This window comes from Microbacterium neimengense (assembly GCF_054782995.1).
Genome location: NZ_BAAGRK010000015.1, coordinates 202,700 through 227,505, shown reverse-complemented (window position 1 = coordinate 227,505; position 24,806 = coordinate 202,700). Strand labels below are relative to the sequence as shown.

Sequence of the window (24,806 nt, the reverse complement as noted above, 5' to 3'; positions counted from 1 at the left end):
CCCGCTCTTCACGACCGCCGCGAAGCGCCCCTCTACCGCTGACCGGCAACTTCCGAGCAGACTCCGAAACGAAAGTTCACGACACGTGGCAAACATCAAGTCGCAGATCAAGCGCAACAAGACCAACGAGAAGGCGCACGAGCGCAACAAGGCCGTCAAGAGCGAGCTGAAGACCGCGGTGCGTCGCACCCGCGAGGCCGTCGCCGGCGGCGACAAGGCCGCCGCCGAGAAGGCGCTCGTCACGGCTACCAAGAAGCTCGACAAGGCCGTCAGCAAGGGCGTCATCCACAAGAACCAGGCCGCGAACCGCAAGTCCGCGATCGCGAAGCAGGTCTCCGCTCTCTGAGCCGCCTCCTGCTCGAAGGCCCGTCGCTGTTGCGGCGGGCCTTCGTCGTTGTCGAGGGCAGGACTCAGGCCGCGTAGGGAGCGCGCGTGGCGATGACCGTGACGAGGCGTTCGAGCGCGAACACGGCATCGCGGGAGGCGCCCTTGACCTCGGCGTCGGCGCGGGCGGTGGCCTGGATAGCCAGCCCGAGCGCGTCCTGGGTCCATCCCGACAGGTCGCGACGAGCCCGGTCGACCTGCCAATCCTTCATGCCCAGTCTGGTCGCGAGCTGTCGCGACGGCTCGCGCGTCCCGGCGACGCGCGCCATCGTGCGCAGCTTCATCGCGATCGCCGCGACCATCGGAACCGGGTCGGCGCCAGAGTCGAGTGCCTGCCGCAGCGCGAGGAGCGCCTCGCCGTAGCGGCCGGCGATCGCCGTGTCGGCCACGGTGAAGGCGGAGGTCTCGACGCGACCGCCGTAGTAGCGCTCGACGATCTGCTCGGTGATGTCACCCTCGACGTCGTTCACCAGCTGCTGGCAAGCCGCGGCGAGCTCGGTCAGGTCGTCGGAGAATGCCCCCACGAGCGCGCGCAGTGCAGCGGGCGCGATGCGCCGGCCGGCCTCGCGGAACTCGCTCGCGGCGAAGTCGTAGCGGTCGGAATCGCGTTTGATCGCCGGGCATGCCACCTCGACTCCTCCGCCGGATCCGGCACGGATCGCTTCGAGGAGCTTCTTGCCCCGGACACTCGCGCCGGTGTGACGCAACACGACCGTCGCCCCCTCCTGCGGGTTCTCGAGGTAGGCCAGGGCTTCCGAGAGGAACGCGTCGGAGCACTTCTCGACACTGCGGATGCGGACGAGTCGCGGCTCGCCGAACAGTGACGGCGCGCTGACGGCCAGAATCGTTCCGGCCGTGTAGTCGGAGGCGTCGATGTCGGAGATCTCGAGGCTCGGGTCTTCGGCGCGCAGATAGTCGCGGAGCCTGGCCGTGGCGCGCTCCGCACAGACCTCCTCGGGGCCGGAGATCAGCACGATCGGCGCCGGCTCCGGGGTCCGCCACGACTGCTGCGGGATCGCACTGCGCGTCGGGGTGGACTTTCGGATTGCCATCCTCCCAGCCTACCGAGGGCGGCCGACGCCGCCTCCGCCCGCTCGCGCCACAGTGTCGTGCGCCCGTCGCTCATCCCCACCAGGATGAGCCCGTCCAGATCCGTGCGCGCCACGGTCACGCCCTGAACTGCCAGGATGTCGAGAATCTCCGCCCGCGGGTGCCCGTAGTCGTTGTCGGCACCCACGCCGATCAATGCGAGCGCCGGAGCGATCTGACGCTGCAGCCCCGCATCCTGATCCGCCGAGCCGTGATGCGCGACCTTGAGGACGTCGTACGGCCCTCTCAGCTCTCCGCTCGCGCGCAGAGCCCGCTGCGCGTCGGCACCGAGGTCCCCCAGCATGAGCGTGCGCGGCACCTCGCCGCCCTCGACCTCCACGACGATGCTCGCGTCGTTGCCCGGTGTCACGGCATTCGGAGACGGCCACAGGATCCGCCACCGCGCGGCCCCCAGAGCGCCGCCCATCCCCGCCGCTGCGGCGACGACATCCCGCGCGCCGGCCGCGAGGACTCGTGCGGTGTCGCGCTCGTCGGCCGGACCGTGGAGCAGGAGACCCACGTCGTCGGGCACGCCATCGAGCCCGCCGACATGGTCGGCGTCGAAGTGTGTCAGCACCAGCAGGTCGATCCGTCCGATCCCGAGCCTCTCGAGACAGGACGCGAGCGCCTCGGGTTCCGGGCCGGTGTCGACGAGCATGACCGCACCCGCCGAACGGACGACGACGGCGTCGCCCTGACCCACGTCGCACATGGCGATACTCCAGTCCTGCGGCGTCGTCATCGGAACGACGACGGAATCGACCAGGAGGATCCCCGCCAGTGCCGCCGCAACGGCTGCGGTCATCACGGCCGAGAGTGCGCGGCTGAGGCGAGCGATGCGTGTTCGTCCCGGCGGGAGCAGGAGGACCGTGCCAGCGGTCGTCACCACGACCAAGCCGACGAGCCCGTGCAGACCCTCCGTCCACGGAATGGTCCGCGCGGGTAGCGCGTCTACGGCACCCGCGATACCGGCGATCCACGCCGCCGGCAGCCACGTGAGTGCGGTCAGCCCCGCTTGCAGTACGGGCACGGGACCCGCGAGGCACGCGGCCAACCCGAGCACGGTGGCGACCGGCGCGGCGGGTGCTGCGAGAAGGTTCGCCGGCACCCCGTAGACGGCGACACCGGGGCTGACGAGCACGATGAGAGGGCTGCACACGAGCTGCGCCGACAGAGGCACGGCCAGCGCGAGAGCGAGTGATGCCGGCAGGAACCTGCCCAGCCCACGGGCGAGTGGCGGCGCCAGCACGAGCAGTGCACCCGTCGCCGCGACCGACAGCGCGAACCCCAGCGACAGAGCCAGCCACGGATCGGCAGCCAACAGCACGCATACGGCGAGGGCGAGGAGAGCGAGTCCGCTCCCCCGCCGTCCGAGCAGCAACGCGAGCATCGCGATCGCGGACATCGTCGCCGCGCGGACGACGCTGGGCTCGGGCGTCACCAGCACGACGAACCCCGCGAGCGCCGACAGTCCGGCGGCCACGCGCCCCGCGCGACCGAGACCGCACCGGGCCGCGAGGAGGAAGGCGAGCCCGACCACGATGGCACAGTTCGCACCGGACACGGCGGTGAGGTGCGTGAGGGATGCGGCGCGCATCTGCTGCTCCAGCTCGGCGTCGACGCCGCCGGTGTCTCCGACCGCGAGGCCGGGGATGAGGCCCGCGCCGGGTGCGGGCAGCCCTTCCGTCGACGCGCCGAGCCGTGCGCGCAGCCAGGCGGATGCGGCCGCGATGCCGTCCGGCGCTCGAACCAGCCCGACCCGCTCCGCACGCACGACGAGCACGGCACGGTCTCCGGGATCGGCCGCGAACGCCGCGCCCTCGATCCGCACGACGGCGCCGATCTCGGCCCCGTCGGGATGCTCGGACATCAGAACCGTCACGGGGACCCCGGCGGGCAAGGGCTCTCGCCCGGCAGAGACCGACATCGCCACCGCATCCGTTCGGAAGCCGAGCGAGGTCGCCTCGATCTTGCCGACGATCGAGAACTCACCGCTCAGCTGGTGTCCGTCACCTACCTCGATCGCCGCCGCGCGAGACGGATCCTGCGCGGCCACCGACATCGCCGGCATCCCAGCCAGGAGAAGGGCGAGCGTCACGAGAGTCCACATCCGCTTCCGGCCCGGTAACCCGATCAGCGTCGCCGTCAGCGCGGTCACCACCGCACCGCCACCGCAGAGCAAAGCCAGAACCGCCGCCGCCTCCGGCTGCCCGATCGCGAAACCGGCGACCATCCAAGAGAGAACAGCAGCGGGCACGAGCCGCCAGGCGCGCGGGTCCATCACACCGTCACGAGGTCGCGGAGGCCCGCGAGCATCTTCTCGCCGATGCCGGGCACGCCCAGTAGATCGTCCACACTCGTGAACCGGCCGTTCTGCTCCCGCCAGTCCACGATCCGCTGCGCGATGGCCGGTCCGACGCGTGGCAGTTCGTCGAGCTGTTCCACCCCGGCCGTGTTCAGGTTGATCGGGCCGCCGTCCGAACTTTCGCCCCCTGCCGCGCCTGCGGGGGGCGACTGACCGACCTCGAGCACAACGAGCTGCTCGCCGTCGCTGAGCGGTCGGGCGAGGTTCACCGCCGCCGTGTCGGCGTTCTCACCGAATCCGCCGGCCGCCGAGATCGCGTCGGCGACCCGCGACCCGGCCGCCAGGACATAGAGCCCGGGCGCAGCCACCGCGCCCGAGACGTGCACGTAGACCTCCGCGACCTCGGCGGCTGCGGTAGGAGTCGGCACCGGCGCCGGCGGGGGGACCGCCGCACTCCGAAGCACCCCCACCACCACCGTCACGGCCAACACGAGCAATGCCAGCACGATGACGGCGCCGACCCCCAGGCGCACACGTTCTGAGGCATCGGATGCGGGCTTCACACGCCCACGCTAGGAACCCGCCTCCTGGCCCGAACGGGAGAACCCCCGCGGTGTGCATGCACCGCGGGGGTTCCTCCGATGGGGAGAGCAGCTCGCTCAGCGCGTGCTGAAGCTCACGACCTTCGGCGGACGAACGATCGCCCGCACGATCTCGCGCTCGCCGAGAGCGCGCTGGACGCGCACGTCCTCGCGCGCCACGCGCTCGAGCTCCTCGCCGCCGATCTTGGCCGACACGTCCAACGTCGCGCGCACCTTGCCGTCGATCTGGACGACGGCGGTGATGGTGTCCTCCACCAGCAGCGTTCCGTCGGGCTGACGCCAGGACGCGAGACCGACGGACGGCTCATAGCCCAGCTGTGACCACATCTCCTCCGCCGTGTGCGGCGCGAACAGATCGAGGATCATCGCCGTGGCTTCGGCGGCCTCGCGCACGGCGGGGTCCGAAGCGCCCGCGCCGGAGTCGATCGTCTTGCGTGTGGCGTTGACGAGCTCCATGAGGCGCGCGACGACGACGTTGAACTTCGTCTGCTCGATGAGCGAGGGCGCATCGGCCCACAGCCGGTGCGTGACGCGACGCAGCGCCGTGTCACCCTCGGCCCAGACCGCATCCGTGGGGCTGGAGACCTCGCCCGCGATGCGCAGAGCGCGCGCGAGGAACTTCGTCGCGCCCGTCGTCGACACGTCCTTCCAGTCCTTGTCGTCTTCCACGGGGCCGGCGAAGGCGAGCCCGACGCGCAGCGCATCGGCACCGTGGGCGTCGAGTTCGTCCTGGAACAGCACGAGGTTGCCCTTGCTCTTGGACATCTTCGCGCCGTCGAGGATGACCATGCCCTGGTTGATCAGGCTGGAGAAGGGCTCGGTGAAGTCGACGTAGCCCATGTCGTAGAGCGCTTTGACGATGAACCGGGCGTACAGAAGGTGCAGGATCGCGTGCTCGACGCCGCCGATGTAGAAGTCCACCGGCGCCCACTTCGAGGCCTCGCGACCCGAGAACGCGGCGTCGGGGTCGCCCGGCGACAGGAAGCGCAGGTAGTACCAGGAGCTGTCGACGAAGGTGTCCATCGTGTCGGGGTCGCGACGCATCGGCTCGCCGGTCTCCGGGTCGCTCGCCTGCACCCATTCGGTCGCGCCGCCCAGCGGCGAGGTGCCCTGCGGCAGCAGGTTGAGCCCTTCGGGGTCGGGAAGGCGCACCGGCAGCTGGTCGTCGGGCACCGGAACGATGCGGCCGTCCTCGCCGTGCAGCATCGGGATGGGGGTGCCCCAGAATCGCTGGCGCGAGATCAGCCAGTCGCGCAGGCGATAGGTCTTGGCCGCGCGGCCCGTCCCCGCCGCCGTCAGCTCCTCGATCGCGCGTGCGATCGCGTTGCGCTTGCTGAGGCCGTTGAGGCTGCCCGAGTTGATGAGGCGGCCGTCTCCGCTCAGCGCGACACCGGTGCGTACCGGGTCGATGTCGTCGAGGGTGTCGGTGCCATCGAACGGGTCGATCGGGTTGCCGTCGGCGTCGAGCTCGATGACCGGCACGGCGCCCGTGATCGGCGCCGTCGTGTCCACGACGATCTTCACCGGCAGATCGAACGCGCGCGCGAAGTCGAGGTCGCGCTGATCGTGCGCGGGCACGGCCATGACCGCACCGTGACCGTAGTCGGCCAGGACGTAGTCGGCCGCCCAGATCGGCAGGCGCTCCCCGTTGATGGGATTGATCGCGTAGCGGTCGAGGAACACGCCGGTCTTCGGACGGTCGGTGTTCTGACGCTCGACGTCCGTCGTCTGCTGCACCTGCGACAGATACCTCTGGAAACGTTCACGTGCCTCCGGACCGGCACCGGCGGCGAGCTCGGCCGCCAGGTCGGAGTCGGGCGCGACGACCATGAAGGTGGCACCGTGCAGGGTGTCCGGACGTGTGGAGAACACCGTGACCTTCTCGGCGCGGCCTTCGATCTCGAAGTCGATGTCGGCACCGACCGAGCGGCCGATCCAGTTGCGCTGCATCTGGATGACCTTGTGCGGCCAGAAGCCCTCGAGCTGGTTCAGGTCGTCGAGCAACCGGTCGGCGTAGTCCGTGATCCGGAAGTACCACTGCGTCAGCTTCTTCTTGACGACCAGGGCGCCGCAGCGCTCGCAGTGCCCGTCGATGACCTGCTCGTTGGCGAGCACCGTCTGATCGTGCGTGCACCAGTTGACCGGGCTCTCCTTGCGGTACGCCAGGCCACGCTCGTAGAGCTTCTGGAACAGCCACTGGTTCCAGCGGTAGTACTCCGGGTCGCTCGTGTGCAGGACACGGCTCCAGTCGAAGGAGACGCCGTAGGCCTTGAGGCTCTCCTTCTGCTGGGCGATGTTGTCGTACGTCCAGGTGACCGGGTTCGCGCCGCGCTTGATCGCCGCGTTCTCGGCCGGAAGCCCGAAGGAGTCCCATCCGATCGGATGCAGCACGTTGTAGCCGCGGTGACGCCAGAACCGGGCGACGATGTCCGAGTAGAGGTAGTTCTCGGCGTGGCCCATGTGCAGGTCGCCGGACGGGTACGGGAACATCGCGAGCACATACTTGCGCGGGCGGGTGTCGTTCTCGCCGCCGGCGCGGAACGGGTCGCTTTCCGCCCAGCGCTGCTGCCACTTGTCCTGGATGGCGTGGGCGTCGAAGCCGCCGTCGGCGGACGCGCCTGCGGTGTCGGTCGAGGTCGTAGACACAGAGGGACCAATCGTGGAGTGTCGGGAAGGTGCGCAAGGCGCAAATTTCAGGATACCCGACCCCTAACCACCCCAGTCGGCCGGGAGCCTCGCCCCCGCCGCCCGCAGCGGCGCCGTGGCCTTCAGCGCCACCTCCGCGACCTCGGCGGCGACGTTCGAGGACCAGGTGATCCCGCCTCCTGCACCCACGTACGCACCGCCGGGGTGCACGACGAGGGTGCGGATCGTCATCGCCAGATCGAACGCACCGTCGTCACCCACCCAACCGGCACAGCCGGAGAAGGCACCCCGGGGCGCCTTCTCGATGTCGTGCAGCAGTGTCATCGCCGACAGTTTGGGCGCCCCGGTCATGCTGCCCGCGGGAAAGACCGCCGCCAGCATCTCCCCCAGCGTCACGCCCGGATGCGGCACCCCGCTGACCGAGCTCACGAGCTGATGCACGCGCGGATACGTCTCGACCTCCAGAAGACGGTCGACGCTCACCGTCGCCGGGTCGCACACCCGCGCCAGATCGTTGCGCATGAGGTCGACGATCATGACGTTCTCGGCGCGCTCCTTCGGGTCGGCCGCGAGGTCCGCGGCAAGGTCGGCGTCCGCCTCGGGGGTGGAGCCGCGCGGGCGCGTCCCCTTGATCGGATGCGTGCTGACGCGTCCGTCGCGACCGACCAGGAAGCGCTCCGGACTCGCTCCCGCCAGCGCGATGCCGCCGCTTCGCAGCAGGAGCCCGTGATGCGAAGGCGTGTCGGCACGCAGCGCCGCGTAGGCGTCGAGCGCGTCTACCTCGCCGGCCACATCGAAGCGCGTCGTGAGACACAGCAGGTACGCGTCCCCCCGACCGATGGCCGCGATGGCGGTCCGGATGTCGTCGGCGTAGCGGAGCGCGTCGACCCGCGCGATCGCCGCCCCCCTCTCGGGCACCACGGCAGGAGCGAACGGAGGCGCCGACGCGATGCGCTCCGCCCACGCCTCGGCGTCCTCGCCGGCGACCCAGGTCGCGCCGGCGGCGTGATCGAAGGTCACGAGCGTGCGCACCCTCATCCAGCTCTCGCGCGGCATGTCGTCGGCAGCGATCGGGGCGCCCGCCGCATCCGCGCCGCTTTCATACGAGAGCCATCCCACCCAGCCGCTCCGGAACGGTCCGGCGGGATGCGGTGCGGCCTCGCCCGCGGCGACCTGCACCGCACGGACCTCGTCGCCGTCGACGGGGATGCCGTATCCGATCCAGCTGTAGCCGACGTCGGCACCGGGCCCAGCATCGAGCCAGAACGTGTGGTCGCGCTCGGCGAAGAGTGCGTGGACGGCGGCGGGATCGTTCGCGCCGTGCACGCGGATGGGAGCAGCGGGCACGCTCCCAGGCTAGCGACACTGTGAGCCTCTAGGCTCGACGGCGTGAACGATCTGCTCACCGCGATTCTCGACGGCGTGCGCGAGGTCGATCCGGTGCTGCGCGTCATTCTCGCCGGCGTCGCGATCATGCTGGAGACCAGCGTCCTGGTCGGACTGATCGTTCCGGGTGACACGATCGTGATCGTCGCGGGAACCGCCGTCGCCACGCCCCTGGAGGGCATCGTCCTGGGCGCAGCCGTCGTCATGGGTTCACTGGCAGGTGAGACGCTCGGATATGTCCTCGGCCGCTATCTCGGGCCCTGGCTGCGCCGGTCTCGTCTCGGGCGCCGCATCGGCGAGGAGAACTGGGCCAGATCGGAGCGCTACCTCGAGCGTCGCGGCGGGCCCGCCATCTTCCTGTCGCGCTTCCTACCCGTGCTCCACTCGCTCGTGCCGTTGACGGTGGGCATGGCGCGCTTCCCCTACCGCCGGTTCCTCGCCTGGACGGCGCCCGCATGCATCATCTGGGCGAGCCTCTACATCGGTGTCGCGGCCGCCGCTGCGGGCACGTACCGCGAACTGTCGGAGCGCATCCACTACGCGGGCTACATCTTCGTGGCCATCATCGTGGTGTTCGTCATTCTCGTCTTCCTCGGTAAGAAGATCATCGAGCGGGTCGAGCGTCGGCACATGGTCGAGCCCGCGTCCACCCCGGAGCCCCGGGCGACGGACGTGGAAGACTGAGGACGTGGCCGAATCCCGTCGTCCGACCCGTTCCGACAAGATCCTCTGGATCGCCCGACTCGAGCGCCGATTTCACGCGTGGCGTGAACGGGGCGCCCGTCGTCGTGGGCGCACACCGTCGGTGGCGGCCTTTCCCGGCTACGGTTCGCAGCGCTGGGTGCGGGTGCTCGCGCGCGTGGTGATCCCCCCGGTCGGACGGGACAAGGGCGAGTACGCCGGCATCCGCGGTTGGCGCAGTTTCGCCGCGATCCCGGTCGCGTACGGCCAGGTGCGGGTCACGGTGGGCGGCGAGACGCACGACGTAGTCGCCGACCGCGGCGGTGTCGTGGACGTGGTGCTCCCCGTGAGCCTGGAGCCCGGCTGGCAGACGCTCACGGCGCAGGTCGAGGGCGGTCAGACCACCACGCTGCGGGTGTTCATCGTCTCCGACGGTGCCACGTTCGGTGTCGTGAGCGACATCGACGACACCGTCATGGTCACCGCCATCCCCCGTCCGATGCTCGCCGCATGGAACTCCTTCGTCCTCAACGAGCACGCCCGGCAGCCCGTACCCGGGATGTCGGTGCTGCTCGAACGAGTGACACGCGAGAATCCCGGTGCACCCCTCGTCTACCTGTCCACGGGATCCTGGAACGTCGCGCCGACGCTCACCCGTTTCCTACGCCGACACCTGTTCCCCTCCGGCGCCATGCTGCTGACCGACTGGGGGCCGACACACGACCGGTGGTTCCGCAGCGGTCCCGCTCACAAGTCGACCAACCTCAACCGGCTGGCGCAGGAGTTCCCCGACATCCGCTGGCTGCTCATCGGGGACGACGGACAGGCCGACGACGCGATCTACACGGAGTTCGCCGGGGCGCACCCCACCAACGTCGCCGCCGTCGCCATCCGCCGTCTGACATCCGCTGAGGCTGTCCTGGCCGGCGGACGCACCGCTGTCAACGATCATTCGGCCGCCAGCGTGCCGTGGGTCAGCGGCGATGACGGAGCCGAACTGCTCGACCGGCTCGAAGAGGCTGGTGTCGTGCGCCCCGGCGTAGGCTGACCGGCATGTGTGGTCGGTTCGTCGTCGCCAATGTCGCGTCGGAGCTCGTGGGAGTGCTCCGCGTCGACACGATCAACCCCTCGCTTCCCGCGCCGTCGTACAACGTCGCGCCGATGAGCACGGCGGCGATCGTGCTGGACTCGGCCAAGACCGAGCCGCCCACGCGGCGGCTCGAGCCCGCGAGATGGGGGCTGGTGCCGGCGTGGGCGAAAGACCCGAAGATCGGTGCCCGGGCCTTCAACGCCCGCGCGGAGGAGCTCGAGGACAAGCCCATGTTCCGCGGTGCTCTCATCAAGCGCCGCGCCGTCGTCCCGACGACCGGCTATTACGAGTGGAAGCAGCTCGCCGACGGCAAGGAGCCGCATTTCATCCGCCCGGCCGACGGTTCGCCGCTGTTCCTCGCGGGGCTGTACGAGTGGTGGAAGGACCCGAGCAAGGCCGACGACGATCCCGACCGCTGGCTGCTGAGCTTCACCATCCTGACGCGCGACGCGATCGGCGCGCTCGGTTCGATTCACGACCGGATGCCCCTGTTCCTCGACGCCGACTTCGCCGATGCGTGGCTCGACACCGACACGGAGAACGTCGGCGACATCCTCGATGCCGCCATCGACGCGGCTCCCGACCTCGCCGAGACCCTCGAGACACGGGTCGTCTCCCCCGCCGTCGGCAACGTGCGCAACGACTCCCCCGCGCTGGTCGACCCCGCGTGAGCACCGCGACGCCGCGCTAGCAGAAACCTCCACCCGAGGTTCGGGCACAGGCCCGCGGTCGTCCACGGTGCTCCGCGATGGGGGACAACGGTCGCAGCAGACGCCGTCGAATCACTTGTCAGTGTTGCTAAGTACCGGTACTCAGTGTTACTTTGTAGCGGTAGTCAGCACTAAGGAGTAGCGCGTGGGCAAACAAGACACAGAGATGCTCAAGGGCGTTCTCGAGGGCGTCGTTCTCGCCGTGCTCTCGTCGCGCCCCGCCTACGGCTACGAGATCACAGCCGATCTGCGTGATCGTGGGTTCGTCGATCTCTCCGAGGGCACCGTGTACGCGATCCTCGTGCGCATCGAGCAGCGAGGTCTCGTGGACGTGGCGAGAGTGGCCTCGGAGAAGGGGCCGCCCCGCAAAGTCTTCACGCTCAACGAACAGGGTCGAGCGCAGCTCGCCGAATTCTGGACGACCTGGGACCTTCTCGCCTCTCGGCTCGAAGCCCTCCATGAGAAAGCGAAATGACATGGCCTGGTACGAGAAGATCATCGGCGACCTGAGCGCGAAGAAGCAGTGGCGTGAGTATCGTCGCCGTCTGGAGGCCCTGCCCGAGCCCTACCGCCGCACGGCCGCCGCGCTCGAGCGATATCTGCTGAACCTCGGGCCCACGAACAACACCGAGAGTCTGATGCGCATGGTGACCGATCTCGTCGACCTGCTCGAACAGGGAGCTGCGGATCGGACCCCCGTACGCGACCTCGTCGGCGAGGACCCCGCGGGCTTCGCGGAGGAGTTCATGGCCAACTACGGGGACGACAGCTGGATCGGACGCGAACGCGCCCGACTCGCGCAGGCCGTCGATGAGGCTTCGCGCACCCAGGACTGACTGCCGACTCACGCACGCCCTCCGACCCCCGGTCGGCCGGAGGCGATGGTCTCGTGCGCCCTTCGACCGGTCGAATCGAAAGGAACACCCCATGTCGGTCATCGACGCCGCCCCCGCCATCCGCGTGCGGGGGCTCTCGAAGTCATACGGCGACGTCCACGTCCTGAAAGGCGTCGACCTCGATGTCGCCCCCGGAACGATCGTCGCCCTGCTCGGCTCCAACGGAGCCGGGAAGACGACCGTCGTCCGCATCCTGTCGACGCTGCTCACCGCCACCGGCGGGACTGCCGAGGTCGCTGGGATCGACGTCGCGACCAACAGTGTGCGCGTACGACGTTCGATCAGTGTGACGGGACAGTTCGCCGCCGTAGACGAAGCGCTCACGGGTCGAGAGAATCTCGTTCTCATCGCTCGACTCCGCCACATCCCCGAGCCGCGCGGCGTCGCCGACGAGCTGCTGACCCGCTTCTCACTCACAGGGTCCGGCGACCGGGCGGCATCCACCTACTCGGGCGGCATGCGTCGTCGGCTCGACATCGCCATGAGTCTCGTCGGCGACCCGGCGGTCATCTTCCTCGACGAGCCCACCACGGGGCTCGACCCGCAAGCACGCATCGACGTATGGGAGGCCGTTCGAGAGCTCGCCGCCTCCGGAACCACGATCCTGCTGACCACGCAGTATCTCGAGGAGGCCGAGAACCTCGCCGACCGCATCGCGATCCTCCACGACGGACGCGTCATCACCGAGGGAACTCTTGCCGATCTGCGCGCCCTGTTCCCCCCGCCTACCCGGGAGTACGTCGAGCGACAGCCCAGCCTCGAAGAGATCTTCCTCGCCATCGTCGGATCGGCCGGCGCCACCGCAACGGAGACATCATGACCACTCACGTCCTCACCGAGACCGCCGTGCTCACCGGGCGTTCGCTTAGGCACATCCTGCGCAGCCCCGACACGATCGTCACGACGGCCGTCATGCCGATCGCGATGATGCTGCTGTTCGTCTTCGTGTTCGGCGGCGCGATCGACACCGGGGGAACGGCGTACGTCGACTATCTCCTGCCCGGCATCCTGCTCATCACCGTGGCGTCCGGAGTCGCCTACACCGCCTACCGCTTGTTCCTCGATATGAAGGGCGGAATCATCGACCGGTTCCGGTCGATGCCGATCGCCTCCACGAGTGTCCTGTGGGGGCACGTGCTCACCTCGCTTGTCGCCAACGCGGTGTCGCTCGTGCTCGTCGTGGGCATCGCTCTGCTGCTGGGGTTCCGATCGACGGCCTCGCTGGGCGCATGGCTGAGCATCGCGGGCATCCTGACGCTGTTCACGCTCGCACTCACCTGGATCGCGGTGATCGCCGGCCTGGCGGCGAAGACGATCGATGGCGCGAGCGCCTTCAGCTACCCGCTCATCTTCCTGCCGTTCGTCAGCTCCGCCTTCGTCCCCACGGAAACGATGCCGGGGCCTGTGCGGTGGTTCGCCGAGAACCAGCCGGTGACCGCGATCGTCGACACCGTCCGCGCGCTTCTCGCGCAGCAGCCCGTCGGTGGCCAGATCTGGACGGCTCTCGCCTGGTGCCTCGGCATTCTGATCGTCGCGGCGACGACCGCCATCGTCATCTTCCGGCGCGTGCGGCGCTGAGCCGAGTGTGTCGGGGCGCCACAATGGACGATGGCGCAGCAAGGAGGAGAGGGCAGATGTCCGCTGGAGATCCGTTTCCGCTCGTCATCGACACGCGCGGCGCCGGGAAGCCCGCCGACGCTGCTCGATCCCGTGCGAGCTCGTCGGCACCCCTGGACGTGCGCGCGATCACGCTCGAGCGCGACGACTGGCAGGGTCGTGAGCAGCGTCACGCCGCGCGGGCCGATGCGCTCACCGCCGGACGTCGTGCCCGCGTCGCGCGGGGCCGGACGCATCCCGTCGAGGACTTCTTGTTCACCTATTACGGCTACAAGCCGGCGCTGCTGCGTCGCTGGCACCCGGGCGCGGCGTATGCGCTGGCGGATGCGGCGCACGAGGATCGTGCCGACTGGCGCTGGTACGTCCGCGACGAGAACGACTCCCTCAGCGTCGATGTGCGTGCCTTCGCCACCGAGAAGCGGCTCTTGCTGACCGGTGTCGCCGCGATCCTCGAGGGTGCCCGCGGACGAAGCGCACAGTTCGGGTGCTTCGGCATGCACGAGTGGGCGATGCTCTACCGTTCGCCGACGGCCCGCCATGACGTGCCGCTGCGGCTGGGGTCGGCGGGCACCGACGCGGTGGTCGAGTCGCACGAGCTGCGGTGCACGCACTTCGACGCCTTCCGCTTCTTCACCGCGGATGCGGCACCGCGCAACCGTGCGCCGCTCGAACGCGCCACCCAGGCCGCGAACGAGCAGCCGGGCTGCCTGCACGCAGGCATGGACCTCTACAAATGGGCGGTCAAACTCGGCCCGCTCGTGCCCGGCGACACGCTGTTGGACGCATTCGAGCTCGCCCGCGACATCCGCTCGCTCGACATGCGCGCCTCGCCGTACGACCTGCGCGCCTGGGGCTACGAGCCCGTCGCCGTGGAGACGACGGAAGGCAAGGCCGTCTACGTCGCCGAACAGCGGGCGTTCACCCGGCGGGCGGAGCCGCTTCGCGAGCAGCTGATCGGGCACGTCCGCGGGGCGTTGGCCGCCTGACCGGACGATCGATTCAGGGCGCCGCAGCAGCGACGTCTCGGGGAAGCAGCACCCGCAGGGAGAACCACTCGGTGCCGGCGTCGACCGACACGGATCCCCCGTAGGTCTCCACCGCCGCCTCGATGTTGCGCAGCCCGTATCCGTGCCCGTCGCCGACCTTACGCGTGAGGATGCGACCGTCTCGCCGACGGAGGTGCCCGTCGAAGGTGTTCTCCACCCGCAGCATCACGAAGTCGTCGTGCGCGAAGAGGGAGAACTTCACCATCCGCTGCGACTCGGGAAGACGTGCCGTCGCTTCGAACGCGTTGTCGAGCGCGTTGCCCGCGATCGCGGTGATGTCGAGCGGGCGCAACCCGGCCAGCAGCCGCCCGTCCGCGACGGTCGCGACGTGGATGCTCTGCTCCCTGGCGTACATGAGCTTGGCTGTGAGTACGGCGTCGAGCACGTCGTTGCCGGTGCGCACCTGCGTCGCGTAGTCGCGGATCGACGTCTCCAGGTCGTCGAGGATGCGCAGGCGCGACTGCGGATCCTGCTCGGCGCGGATCGCATCGAGGTGGTGCTTCATGTCGTGGTACTTGCGGTTGACCTCGTCGATCGTGCGCCGCGACATCTCGTACTGCTGGTGCTGGCTGGTCAGCAGCCTCGCCATCGCGTCGGCTTCACGGCGGGCCTGGAAGCCGCGGCGCACCTCGTGCTGCACGTAGAGCGCGATGTATCCGCACAGATCGACGAGCGTTCTGATGTACAGGATCTCGTGCCCGATGCGGCCGCTGAACGGTGTGGCGGTCGTCACGAAGCTGAGGTTGGAGATGATGAACGTCGCGGTCGCGATCGAGAGCGCAGCGACGAGATCGGCGTAACCCACCTCGAAGACCTCCCCCCGCACCAGGTGACGCCGCTCGGCGAGCCAGGCGAGTCCCAGCATCCCGCCGTAGGTGAGGACCATCATCATGGTCTTCACCTCGGCCGGCGCATCGAGGTAGAACCGGTCGAGCTGCCAGTGGATGGACGCGGTGAGCTCGGCCAGCACGAACGCCCGCGCGGTGAGGTAGCCCGCCGTCACCGGCGAAACGCGCAGCGTCGCGTAGAGCATGGCGAACATCACCAGCACGGCGGCCAGCATCCCGGGGATCCACAGGGCGAGAGAGAGACGGCCGGCGGCCTCCTGCACCGCGAGCAGCGCCAGAAGTCCCGCAGCGGATACGGCGGCCGTGACCCACCAGCTCGCTCGTCGGGCGACGATGAGCACGAAGACGAAGCAGGCCCCCCATTCCGCGATGGCGGTGAAGCTGCGGGGGATGTCGGCGACGTACAGCTCGTTCATGCCGTGATCCCGCGTGTGCCGATGTACGCGGCCAGGGCGGCGAGGAAGTCCTTCTTGCGCGGCCGGCTGATCTGCAGCCGCACCCCTCCGCGGATGCGGCAGTCGTTGCCCTCCACGCCCGTCACGTGGCGGAGGTTCACGAGGTAACCGCTGTTGCAGCGGAAGAAGTCCTCACCCTCCAGCTCTGCCTCCATCGCCTTCAGCGATGTGGCCACCGTGTAATCGCTGTCCAGCGTGTGAATCAGGACATTGTGCTTGGCGCTCTCGAGATACAGGACATCGGCGATGTCGAGGCGATGACGATCCCCGTCCGCCGCGGTGAAGAGCATGTGCCGGCGCTCGCGTCGGCGCAGGCGAACGAGGCAGCGCCCGAGCTCCTGCGCGAAGACCGGGTACGAGACGGGCTTGAGCAGATAGCTCAGCGCATCCACCTCGTAACCGCTCACCGCATACTGCGGCGACGCGGTCACGAAGACGATGAGCACTTCGCTGTCGACCTCACGGATGCGTCGGGCGGCCGTCATCCCGTCCACACGCGCCATCTGGATGTCGAGCAGCAGGATGTCCCAATCGGGACGGTAGTCCTCGATGATGTCGCGCCCGTCGCGGAACGCCCCGATATGGAAGCGCTCGCCGTGCTCGCGCTGGAAACGGTCCAGGTGCGACAGCAGGCGGTCGATGCTGACCGGATCGTCTTCGACCACGCCGATGCGGATCATGCGCTGTCTCCTTCCCGGTCTGTTCTCAACTGAAGCCGACGTAGCGTCGGGCGAGGTGATAGGCGGCCCGGGTGACGCGCCGCCCCGCGTAGCCCGGCAGGTTGCTTCCTGCGCCGACGAGGCTCCGTCGCAGACGACCGTGGATGCGGGGGCTGTCACGCTTGACCTCGCGCCAGAACGCGCGGCGCACCGCCAGGTGCTGGGCCGTGCCGCCCAGCGCGAGCGTCGCACTCACGGTCGCGCAGAGCGCCCGGACGTAGTGCAGTTGCGCGTCGTAGAGCCGTGAGGGAACACGTCCGGCCCGCACATCCTCGATGCTCGGCAGAGTCTCCAGAGCGAGCCGGTTCACACGCAGCTGCTGGTCGACCCGTGCCAGCATGATCTCCGGCGCGACAGACTGGCCGGCACGGCCGATGTAGTAGTGGTAGAGCGCGACGGGCAGGTAGTACATGCGACGCACGCACGTGAGTGGGCGCAGCACGTAGAGGCTGTCGACGTAGAACGTGTGCCGCGGCAGGTTCAGACCCACCTCACGCAGCAGCGCCGTGCGGTAGATGACCGCGTGCATCATGAGGTACTGTCGGCGCCCGAAGCGCTGCGTCTGCTCCCACCCGAAGATCCGATCGGCCGGGAAGACCGTGTCGAAGCGCGTCGAGCGCGCCGGCTTACCCACGCGGTCGTGCACGAAATCCGTGAACAGCGCGTCGACTCCCCCGGCCTCCTCTAGCCGCTCGAGCGTATCGAGCACCTGCGCAAGGGCCGGGGACGACAGCCAGTCGTCGGCGTCGAGCACCTTGACGTATCGTCCGCGGGCGTGCGTGACACCGGTGTTGATCGCGGCTCCGTGTCCACCGTTGGCCTGGTGCACGACGCGAATGCGATCGGGGTAGGTATGCGCATACGACTCGGCGAGCATGCCGGTCGCGTCCGTCGAGCCGTCATCGACGACGACGACCTCGACGCGGGCGTCGCCGGCGCAGAGGCCGGCGAGAGCTCGGCCGAGGAACTCTGCACAGTTGTAGGCGGGCACGGCCACCGTCAGCAGGGGCGATGACACCTGGGCACCCTCCGTCCGGCGCCGCGCGCAGAGGCAAGGAGCCTCGCGTACGGCGATGATGGCGAGCCGGCCGCGGGTTCGACCGGTCTCCCCATCGATCGTAGACGGGACGTCGTTCACGTGAGGAAGCCCCGGCTCGTCTCAGCTGAATCCGACGACGCGACGAGCCCAGTCGTAGGCCAGGCTCGTCGCGCGGCGGCCCGCCTGACCCGGGAGGTTGCTCACCGCCCCGAGGAGGCTGCGACGCATGCGCGTGTACAGCCAGGGGTTCTCCGCACGCACTTCTCGCCAGAACCGGTCGCGCTCCATGAGGTGACCCGCGGTCCCGGCGCGGGCCAACGTCGCGCTCGTGACCGCGCACACCCCCTCCACGTGGTGCAGAAGCGCACGGTACAGCTGCGCCGGAACCTCGCCGCGGGCGACCGCGTGCGGAGAGGGAAGCGCGGCGAGAGCGAGCCGGTTCACCCGCAGCTGCTGCTCCACCCGCCGCACCATGACCTCCGGCGCCACCGACTGTCCGGGCCTGCCCACGTGGTAGCGGTAGAGCGGGATCGGGAGATACCGCATCCGGCGCACCCGCGCCAGCGGCGTCACGACGTAGAGGTTGTCGACGTAGAAGGTGTGCTCGGGCAGGCGCAGCCCGCTCGAGCGCACGAGCTCCGTCCGGTACACGATCGCGTGCATCATCAGCACCTGACGGCGCCCGAACCGTTCCGTGTCCGCCCACTCGAACACCCCGTCGGAGGGGAACACCGTGTCGAAACGAGCCGGCCGCGCCGACTTGCCGACCCGTTCGTGGACGAAGTCCGTGAACACCGCATCCACGTCCGCACCGTCGAGAGCGACGAGCTCGCGCACCAGGAAGGCGAGCGAGGCGATGTCGAGCCAGTCGTCCGCATCCAGGATCTTCACGAACGTGCCGCGCGCGGCGGCCAGCCCCGTGGTGATGGCGCCGCCGTGCCCGCGGTTGGGCTGGTGGATCACCCGCCGGGATGCGGGACGCCGAGCGGCCCAGTCGTCCGCGAGCGCCCCGGTGGTATCCGTCGAGCCGTCGTCGACGACGATCACCTCGACGCCGGCGACCGCGTCGAGCTCCGACAGCGCGCGCCCCAGATAGTCCTCGGCGTTGAACGCCGGAACGACGATGGACAGCGCAGGCGCGACCCGCGGGCGGTTCGTCAACGCTCGACCTTGTCGCCCGGCTCCGCCACCACCTCGACCTCGGTCGGCACCTGACGGAAGATCACCTTGAAGATCGGGTAGAACACCCAGAACGAGATCGCCGCGTTGATGATCATCGTCAGAACGTCCGCCACGACGGATCCGCTCGATCCCCATCCGAGCGTCACCATGAAGAAGTCGTAGATCGGCGCCTTGTAGAAGCCCTGTGCCGCGGCGGCGATGAAGGTGATCGCCACGTAAGCCACGGTGTACCAGCCGGCGGCGACCCACACTGAGGTGTTGGACTTGAACGTGATGTTGCGCTGCAGGAAGAAGTTGATGACCTGCGCGATGAGCAGTGTGATCTGCACCGCCAGGAAGTACGCCAGCCCGCCGCCGCCCGCGGGAAGCGCGCCTGCGGCGTAGTCGAACATGTAGTACTGGCTGCCGTCGACGTTCGAGCCGACGGGCAGCACCTGGAACCCGACGTCCGTGAGTCCTGTGAAGCTCGCGAAGCCCCAACGGAAGATCGGCATGAGTGCCAACTGGAGCACCGTGACGCCGTTGGACAGCAGCAGGAACATGAGGAATTTCGACAGTTCCGGACGTGAGGTCTGGAATCGACCCCACCATTTCGTGATAGCGGTGATCATCGTGCACTCCTGTTCCCTGCGGCGGCGTCGAACGCCTTCTTCGTCGCCTTCTCATCGCGTCGACCACCGAGGTAGGCCGCGATCACACGTCCGAGTCCGCGCAGCGTCTGCCCGTTCACGAGCGTCAGCACGGCACCGGTGAGCCGACGGGTGGCGAGCCCGCCGCTCATCTTCGAGATGACCCGGAACGGGCCGTTCAGTAGGAACAGCACATTGAGGTCGGGAGTCCCGGCCGCATCCGCCTTGCGTCGGCGCCCGTCGAGGATGCGGAAACCGAGCCGCCCGAGCGGGCTGCGCGACTCGGCCAGACGATCCATCGGGTCGTTCTCGCCGAGCGGGCCGGCGGGCCAGCGCGGGTCGGGGATCTCACGCCCCAGAAGCGCCGCGAACTCCGCATCCGTCGGAGCGACGCCGGGACGAGTCGAGGGCGCGATCTCCACACCGTCGCGCTCGATGGTCGCCGTCAGGTGCAGGGCACCGACGTGCGCACCGACGGCGATCTCGTACGCGCCCCGTTCGACGACCCATGCATCCGCGGCGGCGTCGAAGACGCGGAACGTGCGGTCGCCGAACGAAAGGGAGATGCGGCGCGACTCCCCCGGCTCCAGACGCACCTTCGCGTAACCCTTCAGCTCGCGACGCGGACGCGCCAGCGCACTGTCTCCGACGCGTCCGACATACATCTGGACCACGTCGCTGCCGGCCCGTGAGCCGGTGTTCGTGACCGTGACCTCGGCGCCGTCGGCATCCACCTCGAGATCCGAGTAGGCGAATCGCGTGTAGCTCAGGCCGTATCCGAACGGGAAGGCGACCGGGACGCCGGACGTGTCGTAGTGCCGGTACCCGACGAAGAGCCCTTCGCGGTACTCCGCGGTGCGCGCGGCGCTCGGGAAGCTCTTGGCCGTGGGCGTGTCGGCGAGAGTGCGGGGCATCGTTTCCGCCAGTCGCCCACCCGGATCGACCGTCCCGGTGAGCACATCCACGATGGCCTCGGCTCCGGCCTGGCCACCGAGGTACGCGTGCAGCAGTGCGGCCGCATCCGTCGCCCACGGCGTCGATACCACCCCTCCGGCGCTGATCAGCACAACCGTTCGCGGGTTCACTCGGTGCACGTCGCGCAGCAGGCGTACCTGTTCTGCAGGGAGGTCGAGGGTCGTGCGGTCCATTCCCTCCGACTCGGCGATCTCGGGAAGTCCAAGACTCAGCACCACGACCTCCGCGCGACCCGCGAGTGTCAGTGCCTCCGCGCGCAACGCGTCGTCGGGACGGCCATCGCGGCGGAATCCCTCCGCAACTCCGACGACCTCGAGGGATGAGCTCGGCAGCACGTCGGCGAGGGTCGGCAGCGTCGTGGGGTTCACGAGGGAAGATCCGGCGCCCTGATAGCGGGGCTCCGTGGCGAAGGCGCCGACGAGTGCCACTCGAGTACCTGCCGCGAGCGGCAGCAGATCGTCTTCATTGCGCAGCAGCACCGCGGACTCGGCGGCGGCGCGGCGAGCGAGCGCGTGATGCGCGGGAAGGTCGACGATCGCGGCGGCACGCTCGGTCACGCGGCGCACCAGGTCGATGAGCTCGGCGACGCGAGCATCCAGATCGGCGATGGCGAGCCGGCCGGACTCGACCGCAGCGACGATCTCGCGGGCGGAGTCGAAGCCCGGCGAGGGCATCTCGAGCGCAGCGCCGGCGGTGACGGCGGCAACCGCGTCGTTGGATCCGCCCCAGTCGGAGATGACTGCGCCGTCGAAGCCCCACTCGTCGCGCAGGATCTCGGTCAGCAGGTGCGCGTTCTCGTGCGCGTAGACGCCGTTGACGAGGTTGTAGGAGGACATGATCGCCCAGGGCGCAGCCTCGCGGACGACGATCTCGAAAGCGGTCAGGTAGATCTCGCGGAGGGTGCGCTCGTCGACGACGGAGTCGCTCACCATGCGGCGCAGCTCCTGGCTGTTGACCGCGAAGTGCTTGGGGGTCGCCGCGACGCCCTCGGACTGGATGCCGCGGACGTAGGCGGCGGCCAGGCGGCCTGCGAGTTCGGGGTCTTCGGAGAAGTACTCGAAGCTACGGCCGCCGAGGGGGCTGCGTTTGATGTTGAGGCCGGGCCCGAGAAGGACGCCGACGCCCTGCGAGGAGGCCTCGCGGCCGAGGGCCGCGCCGATCTGCTCTGCCAGCTCGTCGTCCCAGCTGCCGGCGATCGTGGCGGCGGTCGGGAAGCAGGTCGCCGGTTCCGAGCCGTTGATGCCGAGGTGGTCGGCCGATCCGACCTGTTTGCGTACACCGTGAGGGCCGTCAGCCAGCCACACCGGAGGCAGCGCGATGCGTTCGATCGCTCGGGTCTGCCACGTGTTGGCGCCGCTCAGCAGGGCCGCTTTCTCGAGCAGCGAGAGACTCGCTACAAGCGAGGGGGTGTCTTTCACAATGGATCTTTCTTGGTCGTTCTCGTCGCGCGTCGAGCGCGGAAGGGGTGAGTGGCCGTTCGGGGCCGGGCGCAGCGGCCCGGCCCCGAACGTGCCATGTCAGGACGAAGCGAGCTCGTCACTGACCGTCACCGGGCGATTGCGGTGACGGCGGACGCGGACGATGATCCACACCACTCCGGCGGCCACCAGCAGCGCCAGCACGACGGTGCCGACCGTGATCCAGATCTCCCACGGTGCGGGCTGGTACGCCAGCGTCGCTCCCGGAGCCATCCCGTTCACCGCGTTGGAGTTCGCAACGGTATACAGCAGGTTGTGCGCGGCGTAGCGGATGTTGGACTGTGCGAAGGCACTCTCGGTGTCTTCGACCGTCTTCATCCCTGCAAAGGTCAGCATGTGATCCGTGCCGCGAGCGGCCCACGCCTGATCGACATACATGTAGGGGTAGAGGTTGAAGTCAGTGATCACGAAGCCCGTGAAGCCCCACTCGCCGCGCAGCACGTCGTGCATGAGCGCCGCGGAGCCACCGGCCCACGTGCCGCCGATGCGGTTGAACGAGCTCATCATGGCGGTGGCACCGATCTCGGCGGTCTGCTTCGTGCCGTCGGCGTCGTAGTACGACAGCTCACCGCTGGCGTTCTTGACGATCATCTCGAAAGGCTTCAGATAGATCTCACGGATCGTCTGCTCGGTCGCCCACGTCGCGATGCCATTGCCGTTGACGCGGTTCGTCTCCTGGTCATTCATCGCAAAGTGCTTCGTGAACGAGTAGACGCCCTTCGTGAGCGCGCCGTCCACAGCAGCCGTGGCGAGAGCCCCGGACAGCACCGGGTCCTCCGAGTAATACTCGAAGTTGCGCCCGGCGAACGGAGAGCGATGCAGGTTCGCGGCAGGTGCGTACCAGCCGTTGGCCCCCATCGTCAGCGCTTCGTTGCCGATCGCGACACCCATCGCGTTGGCGAGTTCGACGTTCCATGTCTGTCCGAGCAGGTACTCGGACGGGAAGGCCGTTCCGGTCCACAGATCAGGGTTGATGAACGAGCTGAACCCGGCAGGACCGTCGAGGTCGTTGGTGCGGATCTTGCCGATTCCCGGGAGGCCGGCCGTGTTGTATGCACCCGAGGTGAGCATGTCGACGACCTCCTCCAGCGTGAGCTGGTCCAGCAGGGCGTCCCACTTCGGGTTGTCGTACGCGAGTCCGCGCATGTCGACGAGTGAGACGTTGCCGTCCGCGCCCCAAACGGGCGTCTCGGAATCCGTGGCAGCCGCCGAGGCCGCGGCGGCATCGTACGGAGCGAAGTCGGCGATCGTCGCCTCACTCGCCTCAAAGTCGGCACCTTCGGGCGCCTTCGGGAACGTCCCGGCGAAGTCCGCACGAGACAGCGCAGTCACCTTGCCCTCGGAGAAGGCCGCGGAGACATCCTCGAAGTGGTTGGTCGCCGCCGTCTCGTCGCTCGCGCGCCCGTCCGTGTAGGTGATCTTCTCGTCGACCGTGTACGTGATCGGAGCGGTGCCCGCCGCGATCGTGTGAGAGTCGTTCTGGACTTTGAGCTCGTAGACGCCGGCGTCGAGCACGTAGGCACCGTCGCCGGTGCTGTCGTAGGACGCCATCTCCTCGACGGGAACGGTGAGCGTCACCGTCTCCGACGCGCCGGGCTCGAGCAGGCTCGTCTTCGCGAACGCTCCGAGCACGACGGAGGACTTCTCGACACCACCGGGCGTGTAGGGCGCCGTGTAGTAGAGCTGCACGACATCCTTGCCGGCGACCGCGCCGGTGTTCGTGACGCTCACGTCGACGGAGATGTCCCCGTCCACGTCGCCGAGACGCTGTCCGGTGATCGCCTTGTCGAAGCTCGTGTAGCTGAGCCCGTAGCCGAACGGATAGACGACGGCCTGGTCGTAGTCGATGAATCCTTCGACCGCCGCCGTCTCGTAGTAGCGGTAGCCGACGTAGATCCCCTCTTCATAGTCGACGAAGTAGGCGTCATCGACGTTCGTGTAGGCGAAGTCGCCGAAGTTGACGAAGGTCGGGTCAGCGGTGAAGTCGCGCGAGAACACGTCGACCGTGCGCCCCGAGGGGTTGATGTCTCCGCTCAGGATCGGTCCCAGTGCGTTGAATCCGTTGACGCCGGGAGAGCCTGCCAGAATGATGCCGTCGATGCCCTCATCGTCCTGGAGAGGGCCGAGCTCCATGGAGGTCGACGCGTTGACGACCACGATGACGTTCTGGAACTGGCTCTTTGCGAGTTCGAGCAGGTCCTTCTCATCGGCGTTCAGCTCGAGCTGGTGCTGACCGGGCTCTGCGCGCTCGTCCCACTTCTCCATATTGGTGGCGAGGTCTCCACCTTCGCCGCCGGCGCGACCGATGACGACAATCGCGGCGTCGGCGAACTCGGCGAAGCTGTCGAGCGAGGCCTGCGAGTAGTCGGCGACAGGCATCTCGCCGATGTTGTAGTTCGACTCCTCGGGCTTGTCCATGACGATGTTCGTCCGGCCACCCTCCGCCGCCGGGTTCGCCTCGGCGAATGCCGCGAGCTGGTCGTAGACCGTCCCGTTGACCGTGAAGCCGCCGTTCTCGATGCCGGCCTTGATGTTCACCGCGGTACGGGTGTCCGCCGTTCCGGAGCCGGAGCCGCCGTAGACGGGGTCGGCTGCGCCACGGCCCAGCAGCGTGACGGCGCCGGCCGCCAACGGGAGAGTCCCGTTGTTCTTGACGAGCGTCATGCCCTCGCCCGCGATCTCCTCCACGAGTTCGGACGACGCGCTCTTGGCCTCTTCGTTGGTCGCGTAATCGGCCGTGTAGTACTCGGTGTCGAGCTTGTCGCCGTCCGCCGTGTTGCTGATCGCGTAGGTTCCCGCGCCCATGTACGACTCGATGGCTCCTCGATACATCCCGATCGCGATGTTCGCGCCGATGGCGATGATTGCCACCACGGCGACGATCGGGATCCAGATCGCCAGGAACCTCTTGTTCGACATCGGCTTCCGAGCCGTCGTTGAACTCACTGTGTTCTCCTCTGTGTGCAGACCTCCGTCATCGGAGGACGGCCCGGGCGTCAGCGCACCGGTGCCGGGTCCTATTTCACGCG

At 68.7% G+C, this 24,806-nt stretch carries 21 protein-coding genes; 9 read left to right on the top strand and 12 right to left on the bottom strand.

What is annotated here, in order from left to right; translation table 11 throughout:
• Positions 1-85: 85 nt before the first annotated feature.
• Positions 86-346, top strand: a complete 261-nt coding sequence (gene rpsT / locus ACYVJS_RS11635; protein WP_137416832.1) for a 30S ribosomal protein S20 — start codon at positions 86-88, stop codon at positions 344-346.
• A 64-nt stretch (positions 347-410) separates the two neighbouring features.
• Here the strand turns inward: rpsT and holA are convergent, their stop codons facing one another.
• From holA to ACYVJS_RS11610, 5 genes are all read right to left on the bottom strand, one after another.
• Positions 411-1,436 carry a DNA polymerase III subunit delta gene (gene holA / locus ACYVJS_RS11630; RefSeq protein ID WP_460740093.1) on the bottom strand — a complete coding sequence of 342 codons (1,026 nt, stop codon included), beginning with the start codon at positions 1,434-1,436 and terminating at the stop codon, positions 411-413.
• Positions 1,352-3,754 carry a ComEC/Rec2 family competence protein gene (locus tag ACYVJS_RS11625; RefSeq protein ID WP_460740092.1) on the bottom strand — a complete coding sequence of 801 codons (2,403 nt, stop codon included), beginning with the start codon at positions 3,752-3,754 and terminating at the stop codon, positions 1,352-1,354. Before ACYVJS_RS11625 ends, holA begins: the two co-directional genes overlap by 85 nt.
• Positions 3,754-4,341 (bottom strand): helix-hairpin-helix domain-containing protein, encoded by a 588-nt coding sequence (locus ACYVJS_RS11620; protein ID WP_460740091.1) that lies wholly within the window; start codon positions 4,339-4,341, stop codon positions 3,754-3,756. Before ACYVJS_RS11620 ends, ACYVJS_RS11625 begins: the two co-directional genes overlap by 1 nt.
• A gap of 96 nt (positions 4,342-4,437) precedes the next feature.
• Entirely contained in the window at positions 4,438-7,026 is a 2,589-nt protein-coding gene (gene leuS / locus ACYVJS_RS11615; RefSeq protein WP_460740090.1) for a leucine--tRNA ligase, read from the bottom strand.
• Positions 7,027-7,089: 63 nt separating this feature from the next.
• The gene (locus ACYVJS_RS11610; RefSeq protein ID WP_460740089.1) at positions 7,090-8,373 is read right to left on the bottom strand and encodes an anthranilate synthase component I family protein; all 1,284 of its coding nucleotides are present in this window, start codon (positions 8,371-8,373) and stop codon (positions 7,090-7,092) included.
• 42 nt (positions 8,374-8,415) lie between these two features.
• On the opposite strand from ACYVJS_RS11610, the gene ACYVJS_RS11605 reads away from it, so the two are divergent.
• From ACYVJS_RS11605 to ACYVJS_RS11570, 8 genes are all read left to right on the top strand, one after another.
• Positions 8,416-9,096, top strand: a complete 681-nt coding sequence (locus tag ACYVJS_RS11605) for a DedA family protein (protein ID WP_460740088.1) — start codon at positions 8,416-8,418, stop codon at positions 9,094-9,096.
• Between the two features lie 4 nt (positions 9,097-9,100).
• A complete protein-coding gene (locus ACYVJS_RS11600; RefSeq protein WP_460740087.1) occupies positions 9,101-10,141 on the top strand; it encodes an App1 family protein in 1,041 nt (346 codons plus the stop codon).
• Between the two features lie 5 nt (positions 10,142-10,146).
• Positions 10,147-10,854, top strand: a complete 708-nt coding sequence (locus ACYVJS_RS11595) for an SOS response-associated peptidase (RefSeq protein WP_460740086.1) — start codon at positions 10,147-10,149, stop codon at positions 10,852-10,854.
• A 184-nt stretch (positions 10,855-11,038) separates the two neighbouring features.
• Complete coding sequence (locus ACYVJS_RS11590; protein WP_460740085.1) at positions 11,039-11,368, top strand: PadR family transcriptional regulator; 330 nt, start codon at positions 11,039-11,041, stop codon at positions 11,366-11,368.
• On the top strand, positions 11,352-11,729 hold the full coding sequence (locus tag ACYVJS_RS11585) for a DUF1048 domain-containing protein (RefSeq protein ID WP_460740084.1): 378 nt from the start codon (positions 11,352-11,354) through the stop codon (positions 11,727-11,729). The genes ACYVJS_RS11590 and ACYVJS_RS11585 overlap by 17 nt, the downstream gene beginning before the upstream one ends.
• Before the next feature lie 91 nt (positions 11,730-11,820).
• Entirely contained in the window at positions 11,821-12,609 is a 789-nt protein-coding gene (locus ACYVJS_RS11580; protein WP_460740083.1) for an ABC transporter ATP-binding protein, read from the top strand.
• Positions 12,606-13,367, top strand: coding sequence for an ABC transporter permease (locus ACYVJS_RS11575; protein ID WP_460740082.1), 762 nt, complete (start codon positions 12,606-12,608; stop codon positions 13,365-13,367). Before ACYVJS_RS11580 ends, ACYVJS_RS11575 begins: the two co-directional genes overlap by 4 nt.
• 56 nt (positions 13,368-13,423) lie before the next feature.
• A complete protein-coding gene (locus ACYVJS_RS11570) occupies positions 13,424-14,392 on the top strand; it encodes a 3-methyladenine DNA glycosylase (protein ID WP_460740081.1) in 969 nt (322 codons plus the stop codon).
• 13 nt (positions 14,393-14,405) lie between these two features.
• Here the strand turns inward: ACYVJS_RS11570 and ACYVJS_RS11565 are convergent, their stop codons facing one another.
• From ACYVJS_RS11565 to ACYVJS_RS11535, 7 genes are all read right to left on the bottom strand, one after another.
• On the bottom strand, positions 14,406-15,716 hold the full coding sequence (locus ACYVJS_RS11565; protein WP_460740080.1) for an ATP-binding protein: 1,311 nt from the start codon (positions 15,714-15,716) through the stop codon (positions 14,406-14,408).
• Positions 15,713-16,435 carry a LytR/AlgR family response regulator transcription factor gene (locus ACYVJS_RS11560; RefSeq protein ID WP_460740079.1) on the bottom strand — a complete coding sequence of 241 codons (723 nt, stop codon included), beginning with the start codon at positions 16,433-16,435 and terminating at the stop codon, positions 15,713-15,715. Before ACYVJS_RS11560 ends, ACYVJS_RS11565 begins: the two co-directional genes overlap by 4 nt.
• A 25-nt stretch (positions 16,436-16,460) precedes the next feature.
• A complete protein-coding gene (locus ACYVJS_RS11555; RefSeq protein WP_460740078.1) occupies positions 16,461-17,492 on the bottom strand; it encodes a glycosyltransferase family 2 protein in 1,032 nt (343 codons plus the stop codon).
• A gap of 141 nt (positions 17,493-17,633) precedes the next feature.
• On the bottom strand, positions 17,634-18,674 hold the full coding sequence (locus tag ACYVJS_RS11550) for a glycosyltransferase family 2 protein (RefSeq protein ID WP_460740077.1): 1,041 nt from the start codon (positions 18,672-18,674) through the stop codon (positions 17,634-17,636).
• Positions 18,671-19,306 (bottom strand): hypothetical protein, encoded by a 636-nt coding sequence (locus ACYVJS_RS11545; protein ID WP_460740076.1) that lies wholly within the window; start codon positions 19,304-19,306, stop codon positions 18,671-18,673. The genes ACYVJS_RS11550 and ACYVJS_RS11545 overlap by 4 nt, the downstream gene beginning before the upstream one ends.
• Positions 19,303-21,717, bottom strand: a complete 2,415-nt coding sequence (locus ACYVJS_RS11540; RefSeq protein ID WP_460740075.1) for a glycoside hydrolase family 3 C-terminal domain-containing protein — start codon at positions 21,715-21,717, stop codon at positions 19,303-19,305. The genes ACYVJS_RS11545 and ACYVJS_RS11540 overlap by 4 nt, the downstream gene beginning before the upstream one ends.
• 99 nt (positions 21,718-21,816) lie before the next feature.
• On the bottom strand, positions 21,817-24,723 hold the full coding sequence (locus tag ACYVJS_RS11535; protein WP_460740074.1) for a glycoside hydrolase family 3 protein: 2,907 nt from the start codon (positions 24,721-24,723) through the stop codon (positions 21,817-21,819).
• Between the last annotated feature and the right edge of the window lie 83 nt (positions 24,724-24,806).

Excerpts from the sequence above, each read along its gene's own strand:
- holA (WP_460740093.1), bottom strand. The coding sequence starts at position 1,436 with ATGGCAATCCGAAAGTCCACCCCGACGCGCAGTGCGATCCCGCAGCAG.
- ACYVJS_RS11625 (WP_460740092.1), bottom strand. The coding sequence starts at position 3,754 with ATGGACCCGCGCGCCTGGCGGCTCGTGCCCGCTGCTGTTCTCTCTTGG.
- ACYVJS_RS11595 (WP_460740086.1), top strand. The coding sequence starts at position 10,147 with ATGTGTGGTCGGTTCGTCGTCGCCAATGTCGCGTCGGAGCTCGTGGGA.
- ACYVJS_RS11585 (WP_460740084.1), top strand. The coding sequence starts at position 11,352 with ATGAGAAAGCGAAATGACATGGCCTGGTACGAGAAGATCATCGGCGAC.
- ACYVJS_RS11580 (WP_460740083.1), top strand. The coding sequence starts at position 11,821 with ATGTCGGTCATCGACGCCGCCCCCGCCATCCGCGTGCGGGGGCTCTCG.
- ACYVJS_RS11575 (WP_460740082.1), top strand. The coding sequence starts at position 12,606 with ATGACCACTCACGTCCTCACCGAGACCGCCGTGCTCACCGGGCGTTCG.
- ACYVJS_RS11570 (WP_460740081.1), top strand. The coding sequence starts at position 13,424 with ATGTCCGCTGGAGATCCGTTTCCGCTCGTCATCGACACGCGCGGCGCC.
- ACYVJS_RS11565 (WP_460740080.1), bottom strand. The coding sequence starts at position 15,716 with ATGAACGAGCTGTACGTCGCCGACATCCCCCGCAGCTTCACCGCCATC.
- ACYVJS_RS11560 (WP_460740079.1), bottom strand. The coding sequence starts at position 16,435 with ATGATCCGCATCGGCGTGGTCGAAGACGATCCGGTCAGCATCGACCGC.
- ACYVJS_RS11545 (WP_460740076.1), bottom strand. The coding sequence starts at position 19,306 with ATGATCACCGCTATCACGAAATGGTGGGGTCGATTCCAGACCTCACGT.